At 62.0% G+C, this 19,704-nt stretch carries 15 protein-coding genes and 1 pseudogene; 11 read left to right on the top strand and 5 right to left on the bottom strand.

Annotation, left to right across the window (positions count from 1 at the left end; all coding sequences use genetic code 11):
- Window positions 1–153 precede the first annotated feature (153 nt).
- A complete protein-coding gene (locus tag ACOZKU_RS00825; protein WP_314093153.1) occupies window positions 154–1,173 on the top strand; it encodes a LacI family DNA-binding transcriptional regulator in 1,020 nt (339 codons plus the stop codon).
- Window positions 1,174–1,306: 133 nt separating this feature from the next.
- Here ACOZKU_RS00825 and ACOZKU_RS00820 read toward each other — a convergent pair whose 3' ends face one another.
- Window positions 1,307–2,221, bottom strand: a complete 915-nt coding sequence (locus tag ACOZKU_RS00820; protein ID WP_421577243.1) for a response regulator — start codon at window positions 2,219–2,221, stop codon at window positions 1,307–1,309.
- Window positions 2,214–5,594: an ATP-binding protein gene (locus ACOZKU_RS00815; RefSeq protein WP_421577242.1), complete on the bottom strand. Its 3,381-nt coding sequence runs from the start codon at window positions 5,592–5,594 to the stop codon at window positions 2,214–2,216. The genes ACOZKU_RS00820 and ACOZKU_RS00815 overlap by 8 nt, the downstream gene beginning before the upstream one ends.
- Before the next feature lie 226 nt (window positions 5,595–5,820).
- On the opposite strand from ACOZKU_RS00815, the gene urtA reads away from it, so the two are divergent.
- The 6 genes and pseudogenes from urtA to ACOZKU_RS00785 form a co-directional block, all read left to right on the top strand.
- The gene (gene urtA, locus ACOZKU_RS00810; RefSeq protein WP_314093160.1) at window positions 5,821–7,113 is read left to right on the top strand and encodes an urea ABC transporter substrate-binding protein; all 1,293 of its coding nucleotides are present in this window, start codon (window positions 5,821–5,823) and stop codon (window positions 7,111–7,113) included.
- Between the two features lie 113 nt (window positions 7,114–7,226).
- Entirely contained in the window at window positions 7,227–8,858 is a 1,632-nt protein-coding gene (gene urtB, locus ACOZKU_RS00805; RefSeq protein WP_421577241.1) for an urea ABC transporter permease subunit UrtB, read from the top strand.
- Complete coding sequence (gene urtC, locus ACOZKU_RS00800; RefSeq protein ID WP_421577240.1) at window positions 8,855–10,015, top strand: urea ABC transporter permease subunit UrtC; 1,161 nt, start codon at window positions 8,855–8,857, stop codon at window positions 10,013–10,015. Before urtB ends, urtC begins: the two co-directional genes overlap by 4 nt.
- 5 nt (window positions 10,016–10,020) lie before the next feature.
- On the top strand, window positions 10,021–10,785 hold the full coding sequence (gene urtD, locus ACOZKU_RS00795) for an urea ABC transporter ATP-binding protein UrtD (RefSeq protein ID WP_421577239.1): 765 nt from the start codon (window positions 10,021–10,023) through the stop codon (window positions 10,783–10,785).
- 4 nt (window positions 10,786–10,789) lie between these two features.
- Complete coding sequence (gene urtE / locus ACOZKU_RS00790) at window positions 10,790–11,485, top strand: urea ABC transporter ATP-binding subunit UrtE (protein ID WP_421577238.1); 696 nt, start codon at window positions 10,790–10,792, stop codon at window positions 11,483–11,485.
- Window positions 11,486–11,567: 82 nt separating this feature from the next.
- Window positions 11,568–11,795: pseudogene (locus ACOZKU_RS00785) on the top strand (helix-turn-helix domain-containing protein); the annotation flags it as partial.
- A gap of 55 nt (window positions 11,796–11,850) precedes the next feature.
- Here ACOZKU_RS00785 and ACOZKU_RS00780 read toward each other — a convergent pair.
- The 3 genes from ACOZKU_RS00780 to ACOZKU_RS00770 are packed head-to-tail and all read right to left on the bottom strand — an operon-like array spanning window position 11,851 to window position 14,707.
- Window positions 11,851–12,156, bottom strand: coding sequence for an antibiotic biosynthesis monooxygenase (locus tag ACOZKU_RS00780; RefSeq protein WP_421577237.1), 306 nt, complete (start codon window positions 12,154–12,156; stop codon window positions 11,851–11,853).
- Window positions 12,157–12,192: 36 nt separating this feature from the next.
- On the bottom strand, window positions 12,193–13,755 hold the full coding sequence (lsrK, locus tag ACOZKU_RS00775) for an autoinducer-2 kinase (protein WP_421577236.1): 1,563 nt from the start codon (window positions 13,753–13,755) through the stop codon (window positions 12,193–12,195).
- A 4-nt stretch (window positions 13,756–13,759) separates the two neighbouring features.
- Window positions 13,760–14,707 (bottom strand): sugar-binding transcriptional regulator, encoded by a 948-nt coding sequence (locus ACOZKU_RS00770; RefSeq protein WP_314093176.1) that lies wholly within the window; start codon window positions 14,705–14,707, stop codon window positions 13,760–13,762.
- A 237-nt stretch (window positions 14,708–14,944) separates the two neighbouring features.
- Between ACOZKU_RS00770 and lsrA the strand changes: the two genes are divergently transcribed.
- Genes lsrA through lsrB form a run of 4 tightly spaced genes read left to right on the top strand, consistent with a single transcriptional unit; the run spans window position 14,945 to window position 19,515 of the window.
- Window positions 14,945–16,447 carry an autoinducer 2 ABC transporter ATP-binding protein LsrA gene (gene lsrA / locus ACOZKU_RS00765; RefSeq protein ID WP_421577235.1) on the top strand — a complete coding sequence of 501 codons (1,503 nt, stop codon included), beginning with the start codon at window positions 14,945–14,947 and terminating at the stop codon, window positions 16,445–16,447.
- Window positions 16,440–17,471, top strand: a complete 1,032-nt coding sequence (locus ACOZKU_RS00760) for an ABC transporter permease subunit (protein WP_421577234.1) — start codon at window positions 16,440–16,442, stop codon at window positions 17,469–17,471. Before lsrA ends, ACOZKU_RS00760 begins: the two co-directional genes overlap by 8 nt.
- Window positions 17,468–18,481: an ABC transporter permease subunit gene (locus ACOZKU_RS00755; protein WP_421577233.1), complete on the top strand. Its 1,014-nt coding sequence runs from the start codon at window positions 17,468–17,470 to the stop codon at window positions 18,479–18,481. The genes ACOZKU_RS00760 and ACOZKU_RS00755 overlap by 4 nt, the downstream gene beginning before the upstream one ends.
- Before the next feature lie 2 nt (window positions 18,482–18,483).
- The gene (gene lsrB / locus ACOZKU_RS00750; protein WP_314093184.1) at window positions 18,484–19,515 is read left to right on the top strand and encodes an autoinducer 2 ABC transporter substrate-binding protein LsrB; all 1,032 of its coding nucleotides are present in this window, start codon (window positions 18,484–18,486) and stop codon (window positions 19,513–19,515) included.
- The last annotated feature ends 189 nt before the right edge of the window (window positions 19,516–19,704 follow it).

The raw sequence follows: 19,704 nt of genomic DNA, 5'->3' as shown, positions 1-19,704 counted from the left end.
CTGGAGGCTTCACCACCTGACGGGAAATGATGAGATCCCAAGGTGTCACTTCCGCGGATTTCTGAGGAAAAGGCGCTTGGAATACGCGCCTCACCTTGTATTCGCGCAGCAACGAAATACATCATTTCCCATCATTTCATGAAAGGACAGGCCTTGCGCTCGACATTGATGGACATCGCCCGCGAAGCCGGGGTCTCGCCGGCGACAGTGGACAGGGTCCTCAACAACCGCCAGGGCGTTCGGGAAAGAACCCGACACGCCGTGCTGGAGACGGCCCGAAAACTCGGCTATCTCACCGCGCCGTTTTCGGAGACGATGGAAACGGCGGGAAAAATCCGGCTCGATTTCGTCCTGCCGGCCGGCACGAACACCTTCATCGCCAATCTCCTCACGCAGATCGTCAACCAGGGCACCATTCAGGAAGATCTCGACATCCGCATCCAATCGATCGAAGGCTTCAACCCCGATACGCTTGCCCGCACGCTGCATGCCCTGGTGGGCGTGACGCAGGGTGTCGGCGTCATCGCCCTCGACCACCCGACCGTGCGCGAAGCGATGCGCGCGCTATCGCTCTCAGGCGTGCCCATCGTCACCCTTGCGTCCGATATCCTTCACGTCCCCCGTGCAGGCTATATTGGCATCGATAACCGCGCGGCAGGCAGGCTTGCAGGCTATCTGCTCGGCCGGTTTCTCGGCAACGGCACCAAGCGCAAGATCGCGCTGTTCGCCGGCTCGCTTTCTTATCGCGGCCACGAGGAGCGCGAGATGGGTTTTCGCCACGTCATTACGGAAGAATTTCGCGACCTCGATATCGTCGAGTTGCGCGAAGTCCGTGACGACCGGCAGCGCGCCTATGAAGAAGCGGCCGCCCTCTTCAAGCGCCACCCCGACCTCTCCGGCATCTACAATATCGGCGCCGGCAATGCCGGGATCGGCCAGGCGCTGCAGGAAGTCGGCATGGCGTCCACCGTCATATTCGTCGGCCACGAACTGACGGAGAGCACCAAACGCTTTCTTCTTGACGGCACCATCGACGCCGTCATCGACCAGAACCCGCGGGTGGAAGCGCGCGAAGCCATATCCGTGCTGAAGAACACCATCCTCGGCCGGAAATTCGAACATCACCCTCCACGACTACAGGTCATCTTCCGCGAAAATATCCCGGAATCCTGAAGGCGCTGGAAGATGAGAATGCCAAGCTGAAGAAGCTGTGTTGCCTCTACCGAGAAATATCTCGAATTCGGGCATCGCCCGACATCGACATAGGTTCAACGCCTTTTCATATTACGATGAGAGTATCTCTCCCCTAAGCCGCGTGCAGCACGTGAGCCGCTTTCACAGCCGCCGAGGCGCGGTTCTCGACGCCGAGTTTCACGTAGATCTGTTCGAGATGCTTGGTCACCGTGCGGGCGCTGAGGCCGAGGATTTCGCCGATGTCCCGGTTCGATTTACCCTTGGCGATCCAAAGCAGCACCTCGGATTCGCGGTGGGTCAGCGAGAAATGCTGACGCAAGGTTTCTGCGTCGGCAGTGCGGTTTTCGGCTGTGAGACGGAAGAGATATTCGTCTGTGCCGATGGTCCCCAACAGCGAAAATTGCAGGCTCGCCTGGCCTGCCTGACGAATGGTGAACGGATTTTCGCGCGCGGTGTCGCGTATCTTCATCCATGCCCACAGATGCGCGGTGATTGTGTCCAATCCTTCGTCGTTTCCCATCGCGGCATTCACGAGTCGCGTCGCCTGCGGCGTCGACCAGCGGATGTTTCCCTCGCCGCTGACGGCAAGCAGATGGCGTCCCGCAGCGTCGAGCGCAACGCGGGCACTCTGGGCGGAGCGGGCATTGGTGAGATGCACGCGAATGCGGGCGCGCAATTCGTCGACGTTGATCGGCTTGGTGAGATAATCGACACCGCCGGCCTCCAAGGCGCGCACGACGTGTTCCGTCTCCGTCAGACCGGTCATGAAAACGACGGGCACCGCGCTGATAGCCGCGTTCGCCTTGAGCTTCAGGCAGGTCTCGAAACCATCCAGGCCGGGCATGACGGCATCAAGCAGGATGATGTCGGGCGTGATGCGATCGACGATGTTGAGCGCCGAGACGCCGGATGTGGCGATCAACACGGAGAAGCCGGTTTGTTCGAGAGCTTCGGTCAGGAAACCGAGGGCATCGGGCGAATCGTCGACAATCAACACGATGTCGCGCGGGCTGGCTTGCTCAGTCATGGGCAGCGCCTTCCTGTCGGTTCATGGTTTTCAGAAAGGCATCGTAGCCGGCAAGGTCGAAGACCTGAACATAGGCGCGCACCGCTTCGGTGAAAGGCTGATGTTCGGGCGCGCGGGCAATCTCAGCAAGCTTTGCCTCGATGCCGCGCACATAGCCGATCTCGCCGAGCCGGATCAGCTCCTGGACATGGTTTTGTGCAGGCATGATGATGTCGGCTTTCTCCGGCGCGGCAGGCTTTGCCGCGTCGTGATAAATCCAGTCCAAACCCATCCGCAGGGCGAGTTTGTCGGTCAGTTGGCGCAGATCGAAGGGTTTGGATAATGTATCGTTATGGCCGGCTTGCGCCGATCCCGCCGAACCGTCGCCAATATTGGCCGAGAGCATGATGATCGAGCCAGTCTGACCGAGCGCGCGCAGGCGTGCGGCAAGCTCCCAACCGTTCATGTCGGGCATGGAAATGTCGATGAGAAACAAATCCGGCTTCAGGCTCTCCATCAATATCAGGCAATCCGCACCGCCTTTCGCGGTCAGCACGGTGAAATCGAGTGGGCGCAGTATCTCCTCCATGAGATTGCGGTGATCCGCATTGTCGTCGACGACAAGCACGATGCGTCGGCGGCCGGCGTAGCCCTTGATGCGCCGTATGGCATCCTTGGGCACCATGGGCCTGTCGACTGCCGACAGCATGAGGCGCACGCGGAATTCCGCGCCCTTGCCACGCTCGCTCTTCACGGAGATTTCGCCGCCGAGCGTCTGGGTCAGCAGGCGCGTGATGGTGAGGCCAAGCCCGAGGCCCGGCATGCGGCCATGTTCGGCATCGCCGCGCTGGAAAGGCTCGAAAATGCGTAGCAGGTCCTTTTCAAGAATGCCGCGTCCACTGTCGGTGACCGTGAAGGTGGCGACTTGGTTGCGATAGGCGACATCGAGGCGTATTTCGCCCTGATCGGTGAATTTCAAGGCGTTGGAGATGAGGTTGACGAGGATCTGGCGCAGGCGCTTTTCATCGGTGCGCACATAGGCGGGCAGGTTGGCCGGGCGGGCGTGTTCGAAGGCGACGCCCTTGGCCTGCGCCTGCGGGCGGAACATTTCGACGATCTGGTCGAGGAAATCGTGAATGTGGATCTCGTTGGAATAGACCTGCAGCTTGCCGGCCTCGATCTTGGAAATGTCGAGCAGGCCGTCGATCAGGCCGGAAAGATGATCGGCGCTGCGCTTGATGACGCGGATGGCGCCCTGGCGTTGCGGCGGGATGCTCTCGTCGCGCTCCAGCACCTGGGCATAGCCGAGCACGGCGTTGAGCGGCGTGCGCAGCTCGTGGCTGAGGCCGACGACATAGCGGCTTTTTGCGCGGTTGGCCGCCTCGGCCGTTTCCTTTGCCTGCTGGAGGGCGGCGTCGGTCTTCTTGTGGGCAGCGATTTCTTTCAGAAGCAGCGTGGTCTGGCGGGAGGACTCCTCCTCTGCGACGACACGGCTGTCATGCGCCAGCACGTAGAACCAGCAGACGACGCCCGCCACCACGGCGAAGACGAAGAACACCACGGCGATGGTGCGCTCCACCACGGAGGCCGTCTCTGGAGAATGGGTGCCGACTTGATGGGCGATCATCGCGAGGATGATGCCGATGCCCGCGATGGAGAGAACGGTGGCAATGCCGTAGCGGCCAAGGCGGGTGGAAAGAGCCGAGGTTACCGGCTCCGGCAGGATCGTCCTGGCGACGCCCGCCACCTGCGCGTTGAAGCGTGCTTTCGGTTTGCACAGGTCGTGGCAGCGGCTATCGAGCGAGCAGCAGAGCGAGCAGATCGGCCCGGCATAGGCCGGGCACCAGGCCATGTCCTCCGGCTCGAACGCGTGTTCGCAGATCGAGCAGGTGATGGAATGCTGGAGCGCCCAGCTTTTTCGGGGTTTGCGGGCAAGGTAATATTTGCCGCCCGTCGCCCAGGCGATGGCCGGTGAGGTGAGGAAGGCGACGGCGGCGGCGATATAGGGGGCGAGAGAGGCGGGGATTTCGCCGAGAGCACCGAAATGCGCCGTGAGCGCGATGACGGCGGATAGCGTCATGGCGCCGAGGCCGACCGGGTTGATGTCATAGAGATGGGCGCGCTTGAACTCGATGCCTTCAGGCGAGAGGCCGAGCGGCTTGTTGATGAAGAGGTCGGCGGAAATGGTGCAGAGCCAGGCCATAGCGATGATGGAGAAGACGCCGAGGGTTTCCTCCAGCAGCCGATAGATGCCGAGCTCCATCAGGAGCAGCGCGATCGCCACGTTGAAGACGAGCCAGATGACGCGGCCGGGATGGCTATGGGTGAGGCGCGAAAAGAAGTTCGACCAGGCGAGCGAACCCGCATAGGCGTTCATCACATTGATCTTGAGCTGGGAGACCACGACGAAGGCGACCATCAGCAGCAAGGCCGCCCTATCCCAGGGCAGCATGTAGCCGAAGGCGGTATAATACATCTGCGCCGGGTCGGCCGCGCGCGTCGAAGGCACGCCCGACGACAGTGCCAGCACGACGAGGAAGGACCCCGCAATCAGCTTCGGCGCGCCGACGATGACCCAGCCTGAGCCGGCGAGAAACACCGCGATGCGGTGATGCAGCTTACGCTGCCCGTCCGGCGGCAGGAAGCGGAGGAAGTCGACCTGCTCGCCGATCTGCGCCATCAGCGCGAAGATGACGGCCGACGCCGCTCCGAACTCGACGAGGTTGAAGGGCGCATAGGTGCCGGGCGGGCCGGAAGCATGGTGCAGACCGGAATAGGCCAGCCACGTGCCGACCTGTTCCCAGTCGGCAAAGGCGATGAAGACGAAGGGCAGGATGTTGAGCACGATCCAGAAGGGCTGGGTGACGAGCTGGAAGCGCGATATGAGCTGCACGCCATGCGTCACCAGCGGGATCACCATGACGGCCGAGATGATGTAGCCGATCCAGAGCGGCACGCCGAGCGCCAACTCCAGTGCACCGGACATGATCGACGCCTCGATGGCGAAGAGGATGTAGGTGAAGCTGGCATAGATCAACGACGTCAGCGTCGAACCGATATAGCCGAAGCTCGCGCCGCGGGTGAGAAGATCGATATCGACGCCGTGGCGGATGGCGTAGCGACTGATCGGCAGGCCGACGAGGAGGATCATCAGGCTCGCGACGACGATCGCCACGATGGCATTCGTCGTGCCGTAGGACATGGTGATCGCGCCGCCGATGGCTTCGAGCGCCAGGAAGGAAATCGCGCCGATGGCGGTCTGCGAGATGCGATCGGACGAGAAACGCCGTGCGCTCTTCGCGGTGAAGCGCAGCGCATAGTCTTCCAGCGTCTGGTTGGCGACCCAGCGATTGTATTCGCGCCGGATCGGGATGATGCGCTGGCGTGCGGCCATCGTGTCCTGCTGTTCCCATCGCCGTTTGCCGGCTGTCTCTATGGTTCGTAACACAGATGGGGCGGCACTGAAATTGTTGCGATGCCGCAAATGTTTCCTGCTTAACCCAGGCATCTACGTAGAATGACGTATGTGCGGCGCAGCATGACAGGCCGATAGTCCCCTTCAGCAACGGCAAAAAACCAATCCGCCCCGTTGCGGTCAAAAGAACAGAGGGGTTCAGACCATGTCCATCAAGGCGCGCGCCACCGGCGCATTGCTCGCAGCCATTCTCTCGACGACGGCCTTCCACGGCGCGTTCGCAGCCGACGATACGATCAAGGTCGGCATCCTGCATTCGCTTTCCGGCACCATGGCGATTTCCGAGACGACGCTCAAGGACGCCATGCTGATGCTCATCGACGAGCAGAACAAAAAGGGCGGCCTTCTCGGCAAGAAGCTCGAAGCGGTCGTCGTTGATCCGGCCTCCGACTGGCCGCTCTTCGCCGAAAAGGCGCGTGAGCTTGTCTCGGTCAACAAGGTTTCGGCCGTCTTCGGCTGCTGGACCTCGGTGTCGCGCAAGTCGGTCCTGCCGGTCTTCGAAGAGTTGAATTCCATCCTCTTCTATCCCGTCCAGTACGAGGGCGAGGAAAGCCAGCGCAACGTCTTCTATACAGGGGCTGCGCCGAACCAGCAGGCAATCCCCGCCGTCGATTATCTCGCCGAGAACGAGGGCGTCGAACGCTGGGTTCTGGCCGGCACGGACTATGTCTATCCGCGCACGACCAACAAGATCCTCGAAGCCTATCTGATCTCCAAGGGTGTGAAGCCCGAGGACATCATGATCAACTACACCCCGTTCGGCCATTCCGACTGGCAGACGATCGTCTCCGACATCAAGAAGTTCGGCTCGGCCGGCAAGAAGACGGCCGTCGTCTCGACCATCAACGGCGACGCCAACGTGCCCTTCTACAAGGAACTCGGCAACCAGGGCGTCAAGGCCGAGGATATCCCGGTCGTCGCCTTCTCGGTGGGTGAAGAAGAGCTTGCCGGCCTCGATACGACGCCGCTGGTCGGCCATCTCGCTGCCTGGAACTACTTCCAGTCCGTCGACAACCCGGCAAACGCCGAGTTCATCAAGACGTGGAAGGCCTTCACCAAGAACGACAAGCGCGTTACCAACGACCCGATGGAGGCCCATTATATCGGCTTCAACATGTGGCTGAAGGCGGTCGAAAAAGCCGGCACTACGGATACGGACGCCGTGCTCGACGCGATGATCGGCGTCTCCGTGCCGAACCTCTCGGGCGGCTACTCCACCATGATGCCGAACCACCACATCACCAAGCCGGTGCTGATCGGCGAAATCCAGGCTGACGGCCAGTTCGAGACCGTCTGGGAAACGCCCGGCCTCGTGGTCGGTGACGAATGGTCGGATTACCTGCCGGACTCCAAGGACCTGATCGCCGATTGGCGCAAGCCGCTCGAATGCGGCAACTTCAACGTCGCCACCGGCAAGTGCGGCGGCAAAGGCTCCTGATAGCGCTCGGTCACGGTTGCCGCGCCATTCCTTCGCGGCGGCACGACCCCGCATCCCGGCGTTGGGGCCGCCGGGATGCACCCCTTTCCCGTTCGACTGCCTGAGGACGTGACATGCACGCGCGGCTCATCCATCGTTTCCTGCAATGCCTGCTTGTCGCCTTCTGCCTTGTCGTGACGCTCTTTGCGACCGATCTCAGGGCCGCCGACGATCTGCGCGCCATGGTCAATGCGCTCGGCGGTGGCAGTTTCCAGGAAAACCAGAAGCAGGTCGAGGCGCTCGCCAAGACCGGTGATCCGAGGATCGTGCCGGCGCTTGAGGCGCTCTCCGAGGGCGATCTCTACCAGCGCAAGGCCGATGGTATCGTCTTCATCGTCAAGCCTGCCGGTTCCAATTTCAAGCTGATCGATGCGCTGACCGGCGAAGCGGTGGGCGAAGACGCAAAAGCCGCCCTCGAAAAGGTCAAGGTCAACAACGGCCTACGCCGCGTTATTCGTGCGGCCCTTGGCGGTCTGACACTGATGAGCCCGGACGCTAGTGTTCGCCTGCAGGCCGCAAACACGATCCTGCGCACGCCGTCGGCCGATGCGCTTGAAGGTCTCGATGCCGCATTGGCCGCGGAGACGGACGGTTCAGTGAAGGCCGTGCTCGAAAAGGCCCGCGCGGCATCCGTCCTCGTTTCGGATCGGCCCGTGGACGAAAAGAAGGCGGCAGTCGCCACGATCGTGCAGACCGGCGGCCGAGATTCGCTTTCGCTGCTGTCCGGCGCGCTGTCGTCTGCCGATGAAAGTCTGCGTCCCGATATCGAGGCCGGTGTCCAGCAGATCGAAGACCAGCTAGCGCTCTGGGCGGCCGGACAGAATATCTGGTACGGCCTGTCGCTCGGCTCGGTGCTCTTGCTCGCAGCCATCGGTCTTGCCATCACCTTCGGCGTGATGGGCATCATCAACATGGCGCATGGCGAAATGGTCATGCTCGGTGCCTACACGACCTTCGTCGTGCAGCAGATCATCCGTGACGCCTATCCCGGCCTGTTCGACTGGTCGCTCGCCATTGCCCTTCCGCTCGCCTTTCTTGTTACCGGCGCGGTCGGCCTCGTCATGGAGCGCGGAATCATCCGCTTCCTCTATGGAAGGCCTCTCGAAACCCTGCTCGCCACCTGGGGCATCTCGCTGATCCTCCAGCAGGGCGTGCGTTCCATCTTCGGTCCCACCAACCAGGAAGTCGGCAACCCCTCATGGATGTCCGGCGCCTTCGATCTCGGCGGCCTGACGATCACCTGGAACCGCATGTGGATCATCGTCTTCTCGCTCGCCGTCTTCGCCTTTCTGCTCTTCCTGCTCAAGAAGACGCCGATGGGTCTGCAGATGCGTGCCGTCACGCAGAACCGCCGCATGGCCTCCTCCATGGGCATCCGGACGCCTTGGGTCGATGCGCTGACCTTCGCGCTCGGCTCGGGCATTGCGGGCATCGCCGGCGTCGCGCTCAGCCAGATCGACAACGTTTCGCCGAACCTTGGCCAGGGCTACATCATCGACAGCTTCATGGTCGTGGTCTTCGGCGGCGTCGGCAATCTCTGGGGCACGCTGGTCGGCGCTTTCACGCTCGGCATTCTCAACAAGTTTCTCGAACCCTATGCCGGCGCGGTGCTTGGAAAAATCCTCGTGCTCGTCCTCATCATCCTCTTCATCCAGAAGCGGCCGCGCGGGCTCTTCGCACTCAAAGGCAGGGCGGTGGAAGCATGATCACCTCGTTCATCCTCAAGGCGCTCGATCGCAACATCGTCATCGTCGTAGCCCTCCTGCTTGCGATCGCTGCGCTCGTTCCAGCGCTGAACCTGCTCACGTCGCCGGATCACCCGCTGCATGTGCCGACGTATATCGTCTCGCTGTTCGGCAAGTATCTCACCTACGCGTTGCTGGCATTGGCGCTCGATCTCGTCTGGGGCTTCTGCGGCATCCTTTCGCTCGGTCACGCGGCTTTTTTCGCGCTCGGCGGCTATGCCATGGGCATGTATCTGATGCGCCAGATCGGCGCGCGCGGCTCCTATGGCAATCCGCTGCTGCCGGACTTCATGGTGTTCCTCAACTGGAAGGAACTGCCATGGTTCTGGCATGGCTTCGACATGTTCTGGTTCGCCGCGCTGATGGCGGTGCTCGTGCCGGGCCTGCTCGCCTTCGTCTTCGGCTGGTTCGCCTTTCGCTCGCGCGTCAACGGCGTCTATCTGTCGATCATCACCCAGGCAATGACCTTTGCCCTACTGCTAGCCTTCTTCCGCAACGACATGGGCTTCGGCGGCAACAACGGCCTCACCGACTTCAAGGATATTCTCGGTTTCAACATCCAGTCGAACGGCACGCGTTCCGCGCTGTTTGCCGCCTCGGCCATCGCGCTTGCCCTTTCGCTTGTCATCACATCGGGCATCGTGCGCTCGAAATACGGAAAGATCCTCGTCGGGGTGCGCGATGCCGAAAGCCGCACGCGCTTCCTCGGCTACCGCGTCGAGCACATGAAGCTCTTCGCCTTCGTTGTTTCCGCCATGATGGCGGGCGTCGCCGGCGCGCTTTATGTGCCGCAGGTCGGCATCATCAATCCCGGTGAATTCGATCCGGCGAACTCCATCGAGGTCGTCATCTGGACGGCGGTCGGCGGGCGGGGCACGCTGATCGGACCGATCGTCGGCGCCATCCTCGTCAATGGCGGCAAGAGCATCTTCACCGCGGCCTTTCCTGAATTCTGGCTCTTCGCGCTCGGCGGTCTCTTCGTTCTCGTCACGCTGTTCCTGCCGAAGGGCATCGTCGGTACGGCGCGCCATTTCATCGAGCGGCGCAAGGAATATCGCAAGGCGAAAGCGGACGAAACGGCACGCGCCTTCGCGGCAGAACCCCAGGCGGCGGAGTAAGAGGCATGAATACGCTCGCAAGCAACGCAAAGCCCACCAGCATCCTCTATCTGGACGGCGTCTCCGTCTCCTTCGATGGCTTCAAGGCGCTGAATTCGTTATCCTTCGTCATCGAGCCCGGGGAGCTTCGCGCCATCATCGGCCCGAACGGTGCAGGCAAGACCACCATGATGGACATCATCACCGGCAAGACCCGGCCGGATGCGGGCGAGGTTTTCTTCAAGGGCACGATCGATCTTACGCAGAAGGATGAGGCGGAAATCGCCCAGCTCGGCATCGGTCGGAAATTCCAGAAGCCGACGGTCTTCGAAAGCCATACGGTCTGGGACAATCTGGAACTGGCGCTCAACCGCAATCGGGGCGTTTTCTCGACGCTGTTTTATCGCCTGACAGCCGAGGACAGTGCACGCATCGAGGACATCCTCTCGACGGTGCGGCTCGCCGACCGAAAGGATGTCCTCGCCGCCAATCTCAGCCATGGGCAGAAGCAATGGCTCGAGATCGGCATGCTGCTCGCGCAGGAGCCGGAGCTGTTGCTGGTCGACGAGCCCGTGGCGGGAATGACGGATGCGGAGACCGCGGAAACGGCGATCCTGCTCAAGGAGATCGCCAAGACGCGGTCGGTGGTCGTCGTCGAGCACGACATGGGCTTCATCCGCGACCTTGGCGTCAAGGTGACCTGCCTGGCCGAAGGTTCTGTTCTGGCGGAAGGCTCGATCGATTTCGTCAGCGCCGACCAGAGGGTCATCGAGAACTATCTGGGGAGATGAGACCATGCTGATCGTCGAAAAAGCCAATCTGCATTACGGTGCCGCGCAGGCGCTGCGCGGCATCTCGCTGAATGCGGAAATGGGCAAGATCACCTGTGTGCTCGGCCGCAACGGTGTGGGCAAGTCTAGCCTCTTGCGCGCCATCACCGGTCAGCATCCGCTTTCGGACGGCACGGTCAGCTTCAATGACGTCAGGCTTGACGGTATGGCGCCCTACAGCCGCGCGAGGCACGGCATCGGCTATGTGCCGCAGGGTCGTGAAATCTTTCCTCTGCTGACGGTGAAGGAAAATCTCGAGTCCGGTTATGCGCCGGTGAAGCGTGCGGACCGATTCATACCGAATGAGATCTTCAGCCTGTTTCCCGTGCTGCAATCCATGCTGGGCCGGCGAGGTGGCGATCTCTCCGGCGGGCAGCAGCAGCAACTCGCCATCGGCCGCGCGCTGGTGACCCGACCGAAAATCCTCGTGCTCGACGAGCCGACAGAGGGCATCCAGCCGTCAATCATCAAGGATATCGGCCGGGCGATCAAATACCTTCGCGATTCCACCGGTATGGCCATCCTGCTTGTCGAGCAATATCTCGATTTTTGCCGTGAGCTTGCAGACTACGTCTACATCATGGACCGAGGGACGATCGTCCACGAAGGGGCAGCGGAAACACTCGATCACCCCGAGGCGCGCAGGCATCTGACGGTATGAAAATGCTCGATGAGCGGGCCGACGATTGGGTGGGTTCAAGTTTGAAATTTCGAATGATAACAATTTGTTACCAGTCACAAGAATGCGGCCACGAAACACACCTGCTCCCCATCTAGACTTGAACGAACGCCGCAGGATCGCCCGCTGGCGCCAGGCCGGCTTGAGTGTCGACATTATCGCTGAGAAGCTTGGACGCGACCGCTCGACGATTTTCCGTGAGGTCCGGCGCAACGCCTACATCGACAAGGAATGGCCGGATCTCAGCGGCTACCAGTGCGTGACGGCGCATGGCCTTCCGCGCGGCCAGCGTCTCGCCCACACTCGACCGGCAACAGGCCATGGACGCACCATACGCCCTACACGCCTTACGCCGCGAGGAAATCGGCCATTTCCGCAGTGTAGAAAGTCTTGGTGCGCGGGCCGGCGAGGATGGGATCGATCCGGCGCACGCATTCCTGATAATGCGGCGTCTTGCGGTGCTCGTCGAGCGCTTCCGGCGACTTGAAGACTTCGTAGATGGTAAAGCTGTGATCGTCTTGCGGGTTGCGCAGCACGTCGAAACGCAGGTTGCCCGGCTCCTGCCGCGTCCCCTCGTAGTTGATGCGGAATGCCTCCAGAAATTCTGCGGCGTGGCCCGGCTTGACGTTGATGGCGACCATCTGGATGAGCATGTCTTGATCCCTGCTGTGTTAAATCTCGGATGAAAATTAGAGGCCCGGCGCTTTCCACATCGCCGTGGTGATGCCCTCGTCGACGAGCTGGCGTTGCAGCGCATAGGCCCGCGCCCAGCGTTCGCCCGCGTCGTCGTAGATGGCTTTGTGTTCGAAGTTCGGCTCGAATCTCTTGTCCCAGCGCACCCAGCCTTCCGCCGCCTCGACGAAATTCCGGCGCAGGCCGATGCCGATCGCCGCCGCCGCCGCGCAGCCAAGGGCGGTCGCTTCCTTGACGACGGGCGTGACAACGGGAAGCCCGGTGGCGTTCGACAGGATCTGCGACCAGTGGGCGGATTTCGATGCGCCCGCGGCGAAGACGATCTTGTCGGGCGTTTTGCCGGATAGCTTGAAGATCGCCGAAAGGTTTCGGGCCGCCACGATGGCTGCATTTTCCTGCAACGCGCGGAAGATCGCGGCCTTGCCGGATTTCTCGGGATCGATGGAAAGGTTCAGCAGCGACGGCGCGGCGTGATACCAATTGCCATAATGCATGACGTCGGAGAAGACTGGAATGATACCGTAGGCGCCAACGGGCACGCCGGCCGCCTTTTCCTCCAGCAGCCGATAGGCATCGCCGCCCTCACCTGCGGCAACCACTTCTTCCGCGCCAAAACTGTCGCGGAACCAGCGCATGACGATGCCGACGAAAAAGCTGATCGCCTCGGCCTGGTTAAGGCCGGTCACGACATGCGGATTGATACGCAGGTCCATCGAGGGGTCGGAGACGGTAGGGCCGACATTCACGACCTGCTGCCAGAAGGTGCCGCCAAGCACCGCGCAGTCGCCCTCGTTGACGACACCGATGGCCGCAGCCCCGCTCTGGCAGTCGCCGCCGCCCATGACGACGGGCGTACCGCCGACAAGGCCGGTCTCGTCCGCAGCCTTTTCGGTGACACGGCCGATAACCGTGCCCGACTCGACGCTTTCGGGAAAGATGTCGTCGCGCATGCCGGCTTTCGCCATCGCCTCCGGCAGCCAGGCACGTTTCGTGAGGCTGTAGAGGCCGGTCGTGCCGGCATTGGACGGGTCGCTGGCGATGACGCCGGAAAGGCGCGCCAGAACCCAGTCAGAGAGCATGCTGATCCGGTCGATGCGTGCATAGACGTCCGGCAGGTTGCGCTTCAGCCAAAGAAGGCGCGGCAGTGCGCCGAGCGCGAAAGTCTGGCCGGTCTCGGCATAGAGTTCGCGTTCCAGGCCCGGGAATTCGCGCTTGAGATCACGCACTTCACTGACGGCACGACTGTCGACATTGGCGCAGGCCCAGATTTCCCGCCCGGTACGATCATAGGCGACGAAGGCCTCGCGCATGCTGGTGGCGCTGACGGCGCGAATATCCGCCGCCGCGATGCCGGCCTCGGATATCGCTTGCCGGATAGCGCGCGACAGCAGTGACCAGTTGCCTTCCACGTCGAAATCCATGGAGCCGGGAAAGCGTGGATCCGTCTTGTGCCACCATTCATGCTGGGCGCTGGCAATCTGGTTGCCGTTCTCGTCGAAGATGACGGCGCGGCCGCTGCCGGTGCCGGCATCGATGGCCAGCAGGTAGGAAGTCGTCATGAGTTCAGTCCTTCATCTCGATGAGACCGGCGGCTGTCGTCTCGTCGGTGATGAGGATACCGACGAATTTTCCGCGCAGCGCCGCGTGGATGGCCTGCACTTTCTGAAGGCCACCGGCCGCCGCAACAACCTTTTCAGCACGCGATAGCGCCGCGAGCTTCACGCCGATCACCCGGTCGTGCAAAGGCAGATCGAGCGGTTCGCCGCGCTCGTTGTAGAATTGGCAAAGGATATCGCCGACAGCGCCCTTGCGCCGCAGCGGCTCCACTTCGTCAGGACTGACATAACCTGAGCGCACGACCGTGGAAGCGGCGGAAAGCTCACCGATGCCGACGAGCTGGTAGGTGGCGTTGAGCGCCATATCGAGCAGATTGGCGACTGCAGGCTCGGAGGAGAGATTACGTGCCACATCCGGGTCGCGTACGACAAGGGGTGCGGGCACCAGATGCACGCCGCTGCCCCAGTTGGCCGTGCGCATGCCATCGACATAGGTGCCAACGCCACCAGTAAGGCTGACAAGGCCGATATTGCGTTCGTTGGCGAGATGGCCGAGCCGCTGAATGGTATTCGAGACGGTGGCGCCCCAGCCAACCGCCAGCAGGTCATCCGTCTGCAGCCGCTGCATGAGGAACTGCGCGGCTGCCTGGCCAAGCCGGTCGCTTGGGTCCTGGTCGGGCAATTGCGGCACGACATAAGCTTCAAGCAGCCCATAGCGTTCCTTGATCTGCCGCTCGAGAGTAAGGCAGCCCTGATAACGCGAATTGATGCGCACCTGGATGATACCGGAGCGACGGCCGCTCTCGAGAAGGCGCGACACCTTGATGCGCGACATGTTCAGCTTTTCGCCGATCTCGTTCTGCGTCAGTCCGTCGTTGTAATAGTACCAGGCGATGCGGGTGAGGATTTCCTCGTCCGTATCGGCATAGCTCCATTCCCCGTTATCCGTCGCCATCAAGCGCCCTTTCGGTCATTTATGATCATTTGAATAACAAAAAAACTTTTGATACGTCAACGCATCCCGACAGCGAAAAATTCTTCATAGCGGCAACGCATTGATTTGCAGCATTAAATCATATTTTGCAGTGCAATATAGGGCGTTTGTAGTCGTGCCATGCGATATGAGCATATTGACGACCGCCTAGCGCTATGATCACATGATTGACATGAATTACATATGAACAGGTGCAGAATGACGGATCAGGCGGCGACCGGGAGGGTCGCGCAGCTGACGGATATCTGGAAGTCCTACGGTGCTGTACCGGTGCTGAAGGGCGTTTCGCTCGCCTTGCAGGCAGGGGAAGTGCATGCGCTTCTCGGCGGCAACGGTGCCGGCAAGTCGAGCCTCATGAAAATCATGTCCGGCGTCATCCCGGCCAATTCCGGCGCAATCGAAATCAATGGCCGGGCACTCACCCAAGCCTCGCCGGCTCATGCGCAGGAGCTCGGCCTGTATCTGGTACCACAGGAAGCGCATATCCTGCCGAACCAAAGCGTTCTGGAGAACATCTGCCTTGGCCTTGCCGCCTCGCCCGGGGCGCTACGCCCGCGCGTCGCGCAGCTGATCGCCGAGCTTGCGGTGTCGCTTGACCTGGATGCACAGGCCGCAGCGCTCGAAATCGCCGAGCGGCAGATCGTCGAGATCCTGCGCGGCCTCGTGCGTGATGCACGCGTGCTAATCCTCGACGAGCCGACCTCAGCGCTCACCCCTTTCGAGACGAACGCGCTCTTCCAGCGCGTGCGCAAATTGCAGGCGCAGGGCGTCGGCATCTTCTTCATCTCTCACAAACTGCGTGAAATCCGCGAAATCTGCGGCACGATCAGTGTTCTGCGCGACGGCGTCATCGTATTATCCGGCCCGCTCGACAGCTACAGCGATGCCGAGATCATCGATGCGATGAGCCGGGTGCAGATTGCCGAGGCCTCCAGCAAGGACCGCACCGGCCGCAAGGTTTCACAGATCGGCCAGCCGCGCCTCAGCGTGCGCGGCCTGAGCGGCGAAGGCTTTCGCAATATCAGCCTCGATGTCAGAGCCGGCGAGATCCTCGGTCTTGCCGGCGTCGTCGGCGCGGGCCGTACGGAATTGGCTGAAACGCTTTTCGGGCTGCGTCCACAGGCGGCGGGTAGCGTCATTTTCGACGGCGCGGAGATGAAGAAGCGCTCGCCCCGAGTCTGCATCGACCGCGGTCTCGTCTACCTGCCGGAAGATCGCCAGCAGCACGGCCTTTTTCTCGAGGCGCCGCTGTTCTGGAACGTCTCGTCCTATCTCGTACATCGCCTGCCCTTCTTCCTGCGCCCCGGCGCGGAGCAAAAGGCTTTCGACGACTTCCGATCCAGCATGGGCATCAAGTGCACCGGCCCCGGCCAGGAGGCACGCGGCCTCTCAGGCGGCAACCAGCAGAAGGTGTTGCTGGCGAAGTGCCTCTCGGCCCGACCGAAAGTGCTGATCCTCGATGAGCCCACACGCGGCGTCGACGTCGCGGCCCGGAACGATATCTACGATCTCATCCGCAAACTCGCGGCAGAGGGCGTCGCCATCATCCTCATCTCGTCCGATTTCGACGAGATCGAACAGCTTGCCGACCGCGTCGAGGTCATGGCTTTCGGCCAGTCCGGAGGTGAACTCACGGAGAACATTTCGGTGGATGCCATCGCCCGCCTCGCCTTCGGCGCGTCGGAGGCCCGCCATGCTTAACCTTTTCGCGCGCAACCGCGTCGCAACGCTCATTGCCGTCCTTGCCGTCGCCTATGCCGCCATCGGCGCGGCCGCGCCCGGTTATCTCTCCGGAGCCACGGCCTCGGTCGTTGTCTCCAACAGCCTCGTGCTGATACTTATATCGCTCGGCACGATGATCGTCATCCTGACGCGCAATATCGACGTCTCCAGCGGCTCGGTGCTGGGCCTCAGCGCCGCCGTGCTGGGCCTCTCGCTCAATGCCAGCCTCGGCCTGCCGCTCGCTATCGCCTTATGCCTCGCGACGGGTGCTGCCGCCGGCGCCTTCAACGGGCTGATGGTCGCCTATCTCGGCATTCCCTCCATCGTCGCCACGCTGGGCACGCTCGGCCTCTACCGCGGTATCATGCTCGTGCTGACCGGTGGACGCTGGATCGAGGACCTGCCGCAAGGCCTGAAGGCGCTCGCTGGCAATCTCGGCCCCGGTTTTTCGGCGCTCACCGTTGTCGTGCTCGTCCTTGTCGTTCTCGCCTGGCTGGTGCTGCGCAAGACGCGCTTCGGCCGCTATTTCTACGCCGTCGGCGACAACAGGGCAGCCGCGCACCATCTCGGCGTGCCGGTTCGGCGCGTGCAGTTTACCGCCTTCGTCGCAACGGGCCTTTGCGCAGCGCTTGCCGGCCTCGTCTTCGCCGCCCAGATTGGCTTCATTCCCAACCAGGCCGGTAACGGTGTCGAACTGAAGGCGATCGCCGTCAACGTGCTCGGCGGGGTGAGCCTGCTCGGCGGCACGGGCTCGGTCGCGGGCGTTTTTGCCGCCGTCATCTTCATCACCTCAATCGATAGCGCGCTGGTCTTCCTCAAGATCCCCGCCTACTGGAACGACTTCATCGCCGGCGCGATCCTGCTTTCGGTTCTGCTGCTCGACGGGCGCATCCGCCAGATCATCGACCGGCGTGTCCGTGCCCGCCGCTACGCCGTACACGAACGCGGCCCCGTCCCATCCGATGAAACGACAACGGCGCAGACCTTGGAGGCGGGCCGATGAAAAAGCTGATCTACCGCTGGGAGACTGCGCTCCTTGCTATGCTGGTCGCCGAACTCATCATCTTCGGAATCGTTAATCCGCGCTTCCTCAATCTCGCGAACCTTATCTACGGCACGTCGGATTTCGTGCAGATCGGCATTGTCGCGCTGCCGCTCGCCCTCGTCATCATCGCCGGCGGCATCGATGTGTCCTTCGCCTCCGTTATCGGGCTTGCCGCCATCGTCTTCGGCGTCGCCACCTTCTACGGCGTACCGCTGCCGGTTGCTATCGCGCTTGCGCTTGTCTCTGGCGCGCTCTGCGGACTTCTCAACGCTACCGTCATCCATCTGTCGAAGATCCAGCCGCTGGTCGTCACGCTCGGCAGCCTCTATCTCTTCCAGGGCACGGCGACGGTCGCGTCCGGTCTCGTCGGCGCCGGCGGTTACGAGGGCATCGGCAATTTCCCCGAGGTTTTCAATGCCTTCGGCTATGCCCAAGTCCTCGGCCTGCCGGCACCGCTGGCATTGTTCCTAGCGCTCGCACTTGTTCTGATCGTTCTCCTGCATTTCACCCGCTTCGGTCGCGCTGTTTTCCTGTCCGGCCAGTCGGAAAGTGCCGCGCGCTTCGCAGGCATCCCGGTCGGTCGCGTGCAGACCATCACCTATGTCATCACCGGCGTTTCGGCCGCCATCGCCGGCCTCGTCATGTCGGCCTATTTCGGCTCCGCCCGCGTTGACCTCGGCTCGGCGACGCTGTTGCCCGCCGTCACCGCGGCCGTGCTCGGCGGCGCCTCTATCTATGGCGGCCAGGGCTCCATCCTCGGCACGCTCATCGCCACATTCGTCATCGGCTATCTGCAGCAGGGCCTGCAGGCGGCCGGTGTCCCCAGCCAGATTTCCAGCGCACTTTCGGGAGGGTTGCTGGTTGTCGCGGTCGCATTGCGTCAAGGAAGCGCGATGCTGGCCGATTTCATCGCCGTCGCCCGGCAAAAGAAACAAACTCGGGTGACAATCACGTCAGGAGGAGAATGAGAATGATCAAGACTGTATTGAAATCCCGTGTGCTCGCCGCCGCACTTCTTGCCGGCACCGTGCTCGCATCGGGCGCGGCTCATGCCGAAAACCAGATCGCCTTCATCCCCAAGCTGGTAGGCGTCGGCTTCTTCACATCAGGCGGTGCGGGCGCGACGAAGGCCGGCGAGGAACTGGGCGTCAAGGTTACCTATGATGGCCCCACCGAGCCCAGCGTTTCCGGGCAGGTACAATTCATCAACAACTTCGTCAACCAAGGCTACAATGCTCTCATTGTCTCCTCCGTCTCGCCGGACGGCCTTTGCCCGGCGCTGAAGCGGGCAATGGATCGCGGTGTCCTCGTCATGACCTGGGACAGCGACGTCAACCCGGATTGCCGCAGCTACTATATCAACCAAGGCACGCCCGAGCAGCTGGGCGGCCTCCTGGTCGACATGGCCGCTGAAGGCGTGACGAAGGAAAAGGCCAAGGTTGCCTTCTTCTATTCCAGCCCGACCGTGACCGATCAGAACGCCTGGGCGGAGGCCGCCAAGGCGAAGATCGCAAAGGAGCATCCGGGCTGGGAGATCGTCACCACCCAATACGGCTATAACGACGCGCAGAAGTCGCTGCAGACCGCCGAGAGCATCCTGCAGACCTATCCGGATCTCGATGCGATCATCGCCCCCGACGCCAACGCGCTGCCGGCCGCCGCGCAGGCTGCGGAAAACCTGAAGCGCGCCGAAGGCGTCACCATCGTCGGCTTCTCCACGCCAAACGTCATGCGCCCCTATATCGAACGTGGCACCATCCAGCGCTTCGGCCTGTGGGACGTCACGCAGCAGGGCAAGATCTCGGTCTATGTCGCCGATCATGTCCTGAAGAACGGCCCGATGAAGGTCGGAGACAAGCTGGAAATCCCCGGCGTGGGAACCGTCGAGGTCTCGGCCAACAAGGTCCAGGGCTACGACTACGAAGCCGATGGCAACGGTATCGTCCTGCTGCCGGAACGCACGGTCTTCACGAAGGACAACATCGCCAACTTCGATTTCTGATCAACCACGGACGGCGGGCGGCTCCGGCTGCCCGCCGAATTCTTCCAACGACAGGACAACACGAGCCCCACTACGCATCGCGGTAAAAGTTCGGCCTTCCGAGGCTCGAAACGATGAAAGGCCCGCCATTCCGCGGGCCTCTTGGACGTCAGTCGTCGTAACATTGTCGCGGCAGGTCCGGTGAACGAG

This window comes from Shinella sp. M31, assembly GCF_049199205.1.
Classification (GTDB): Bacteria; Pseudomonadota; Alphaproteobacteria; order Rhizobiales; family Rhizobiaceae; genus Shinella.
This window is presented reverse-complemented; position numbering and strand designations above follow the sequence as displayed.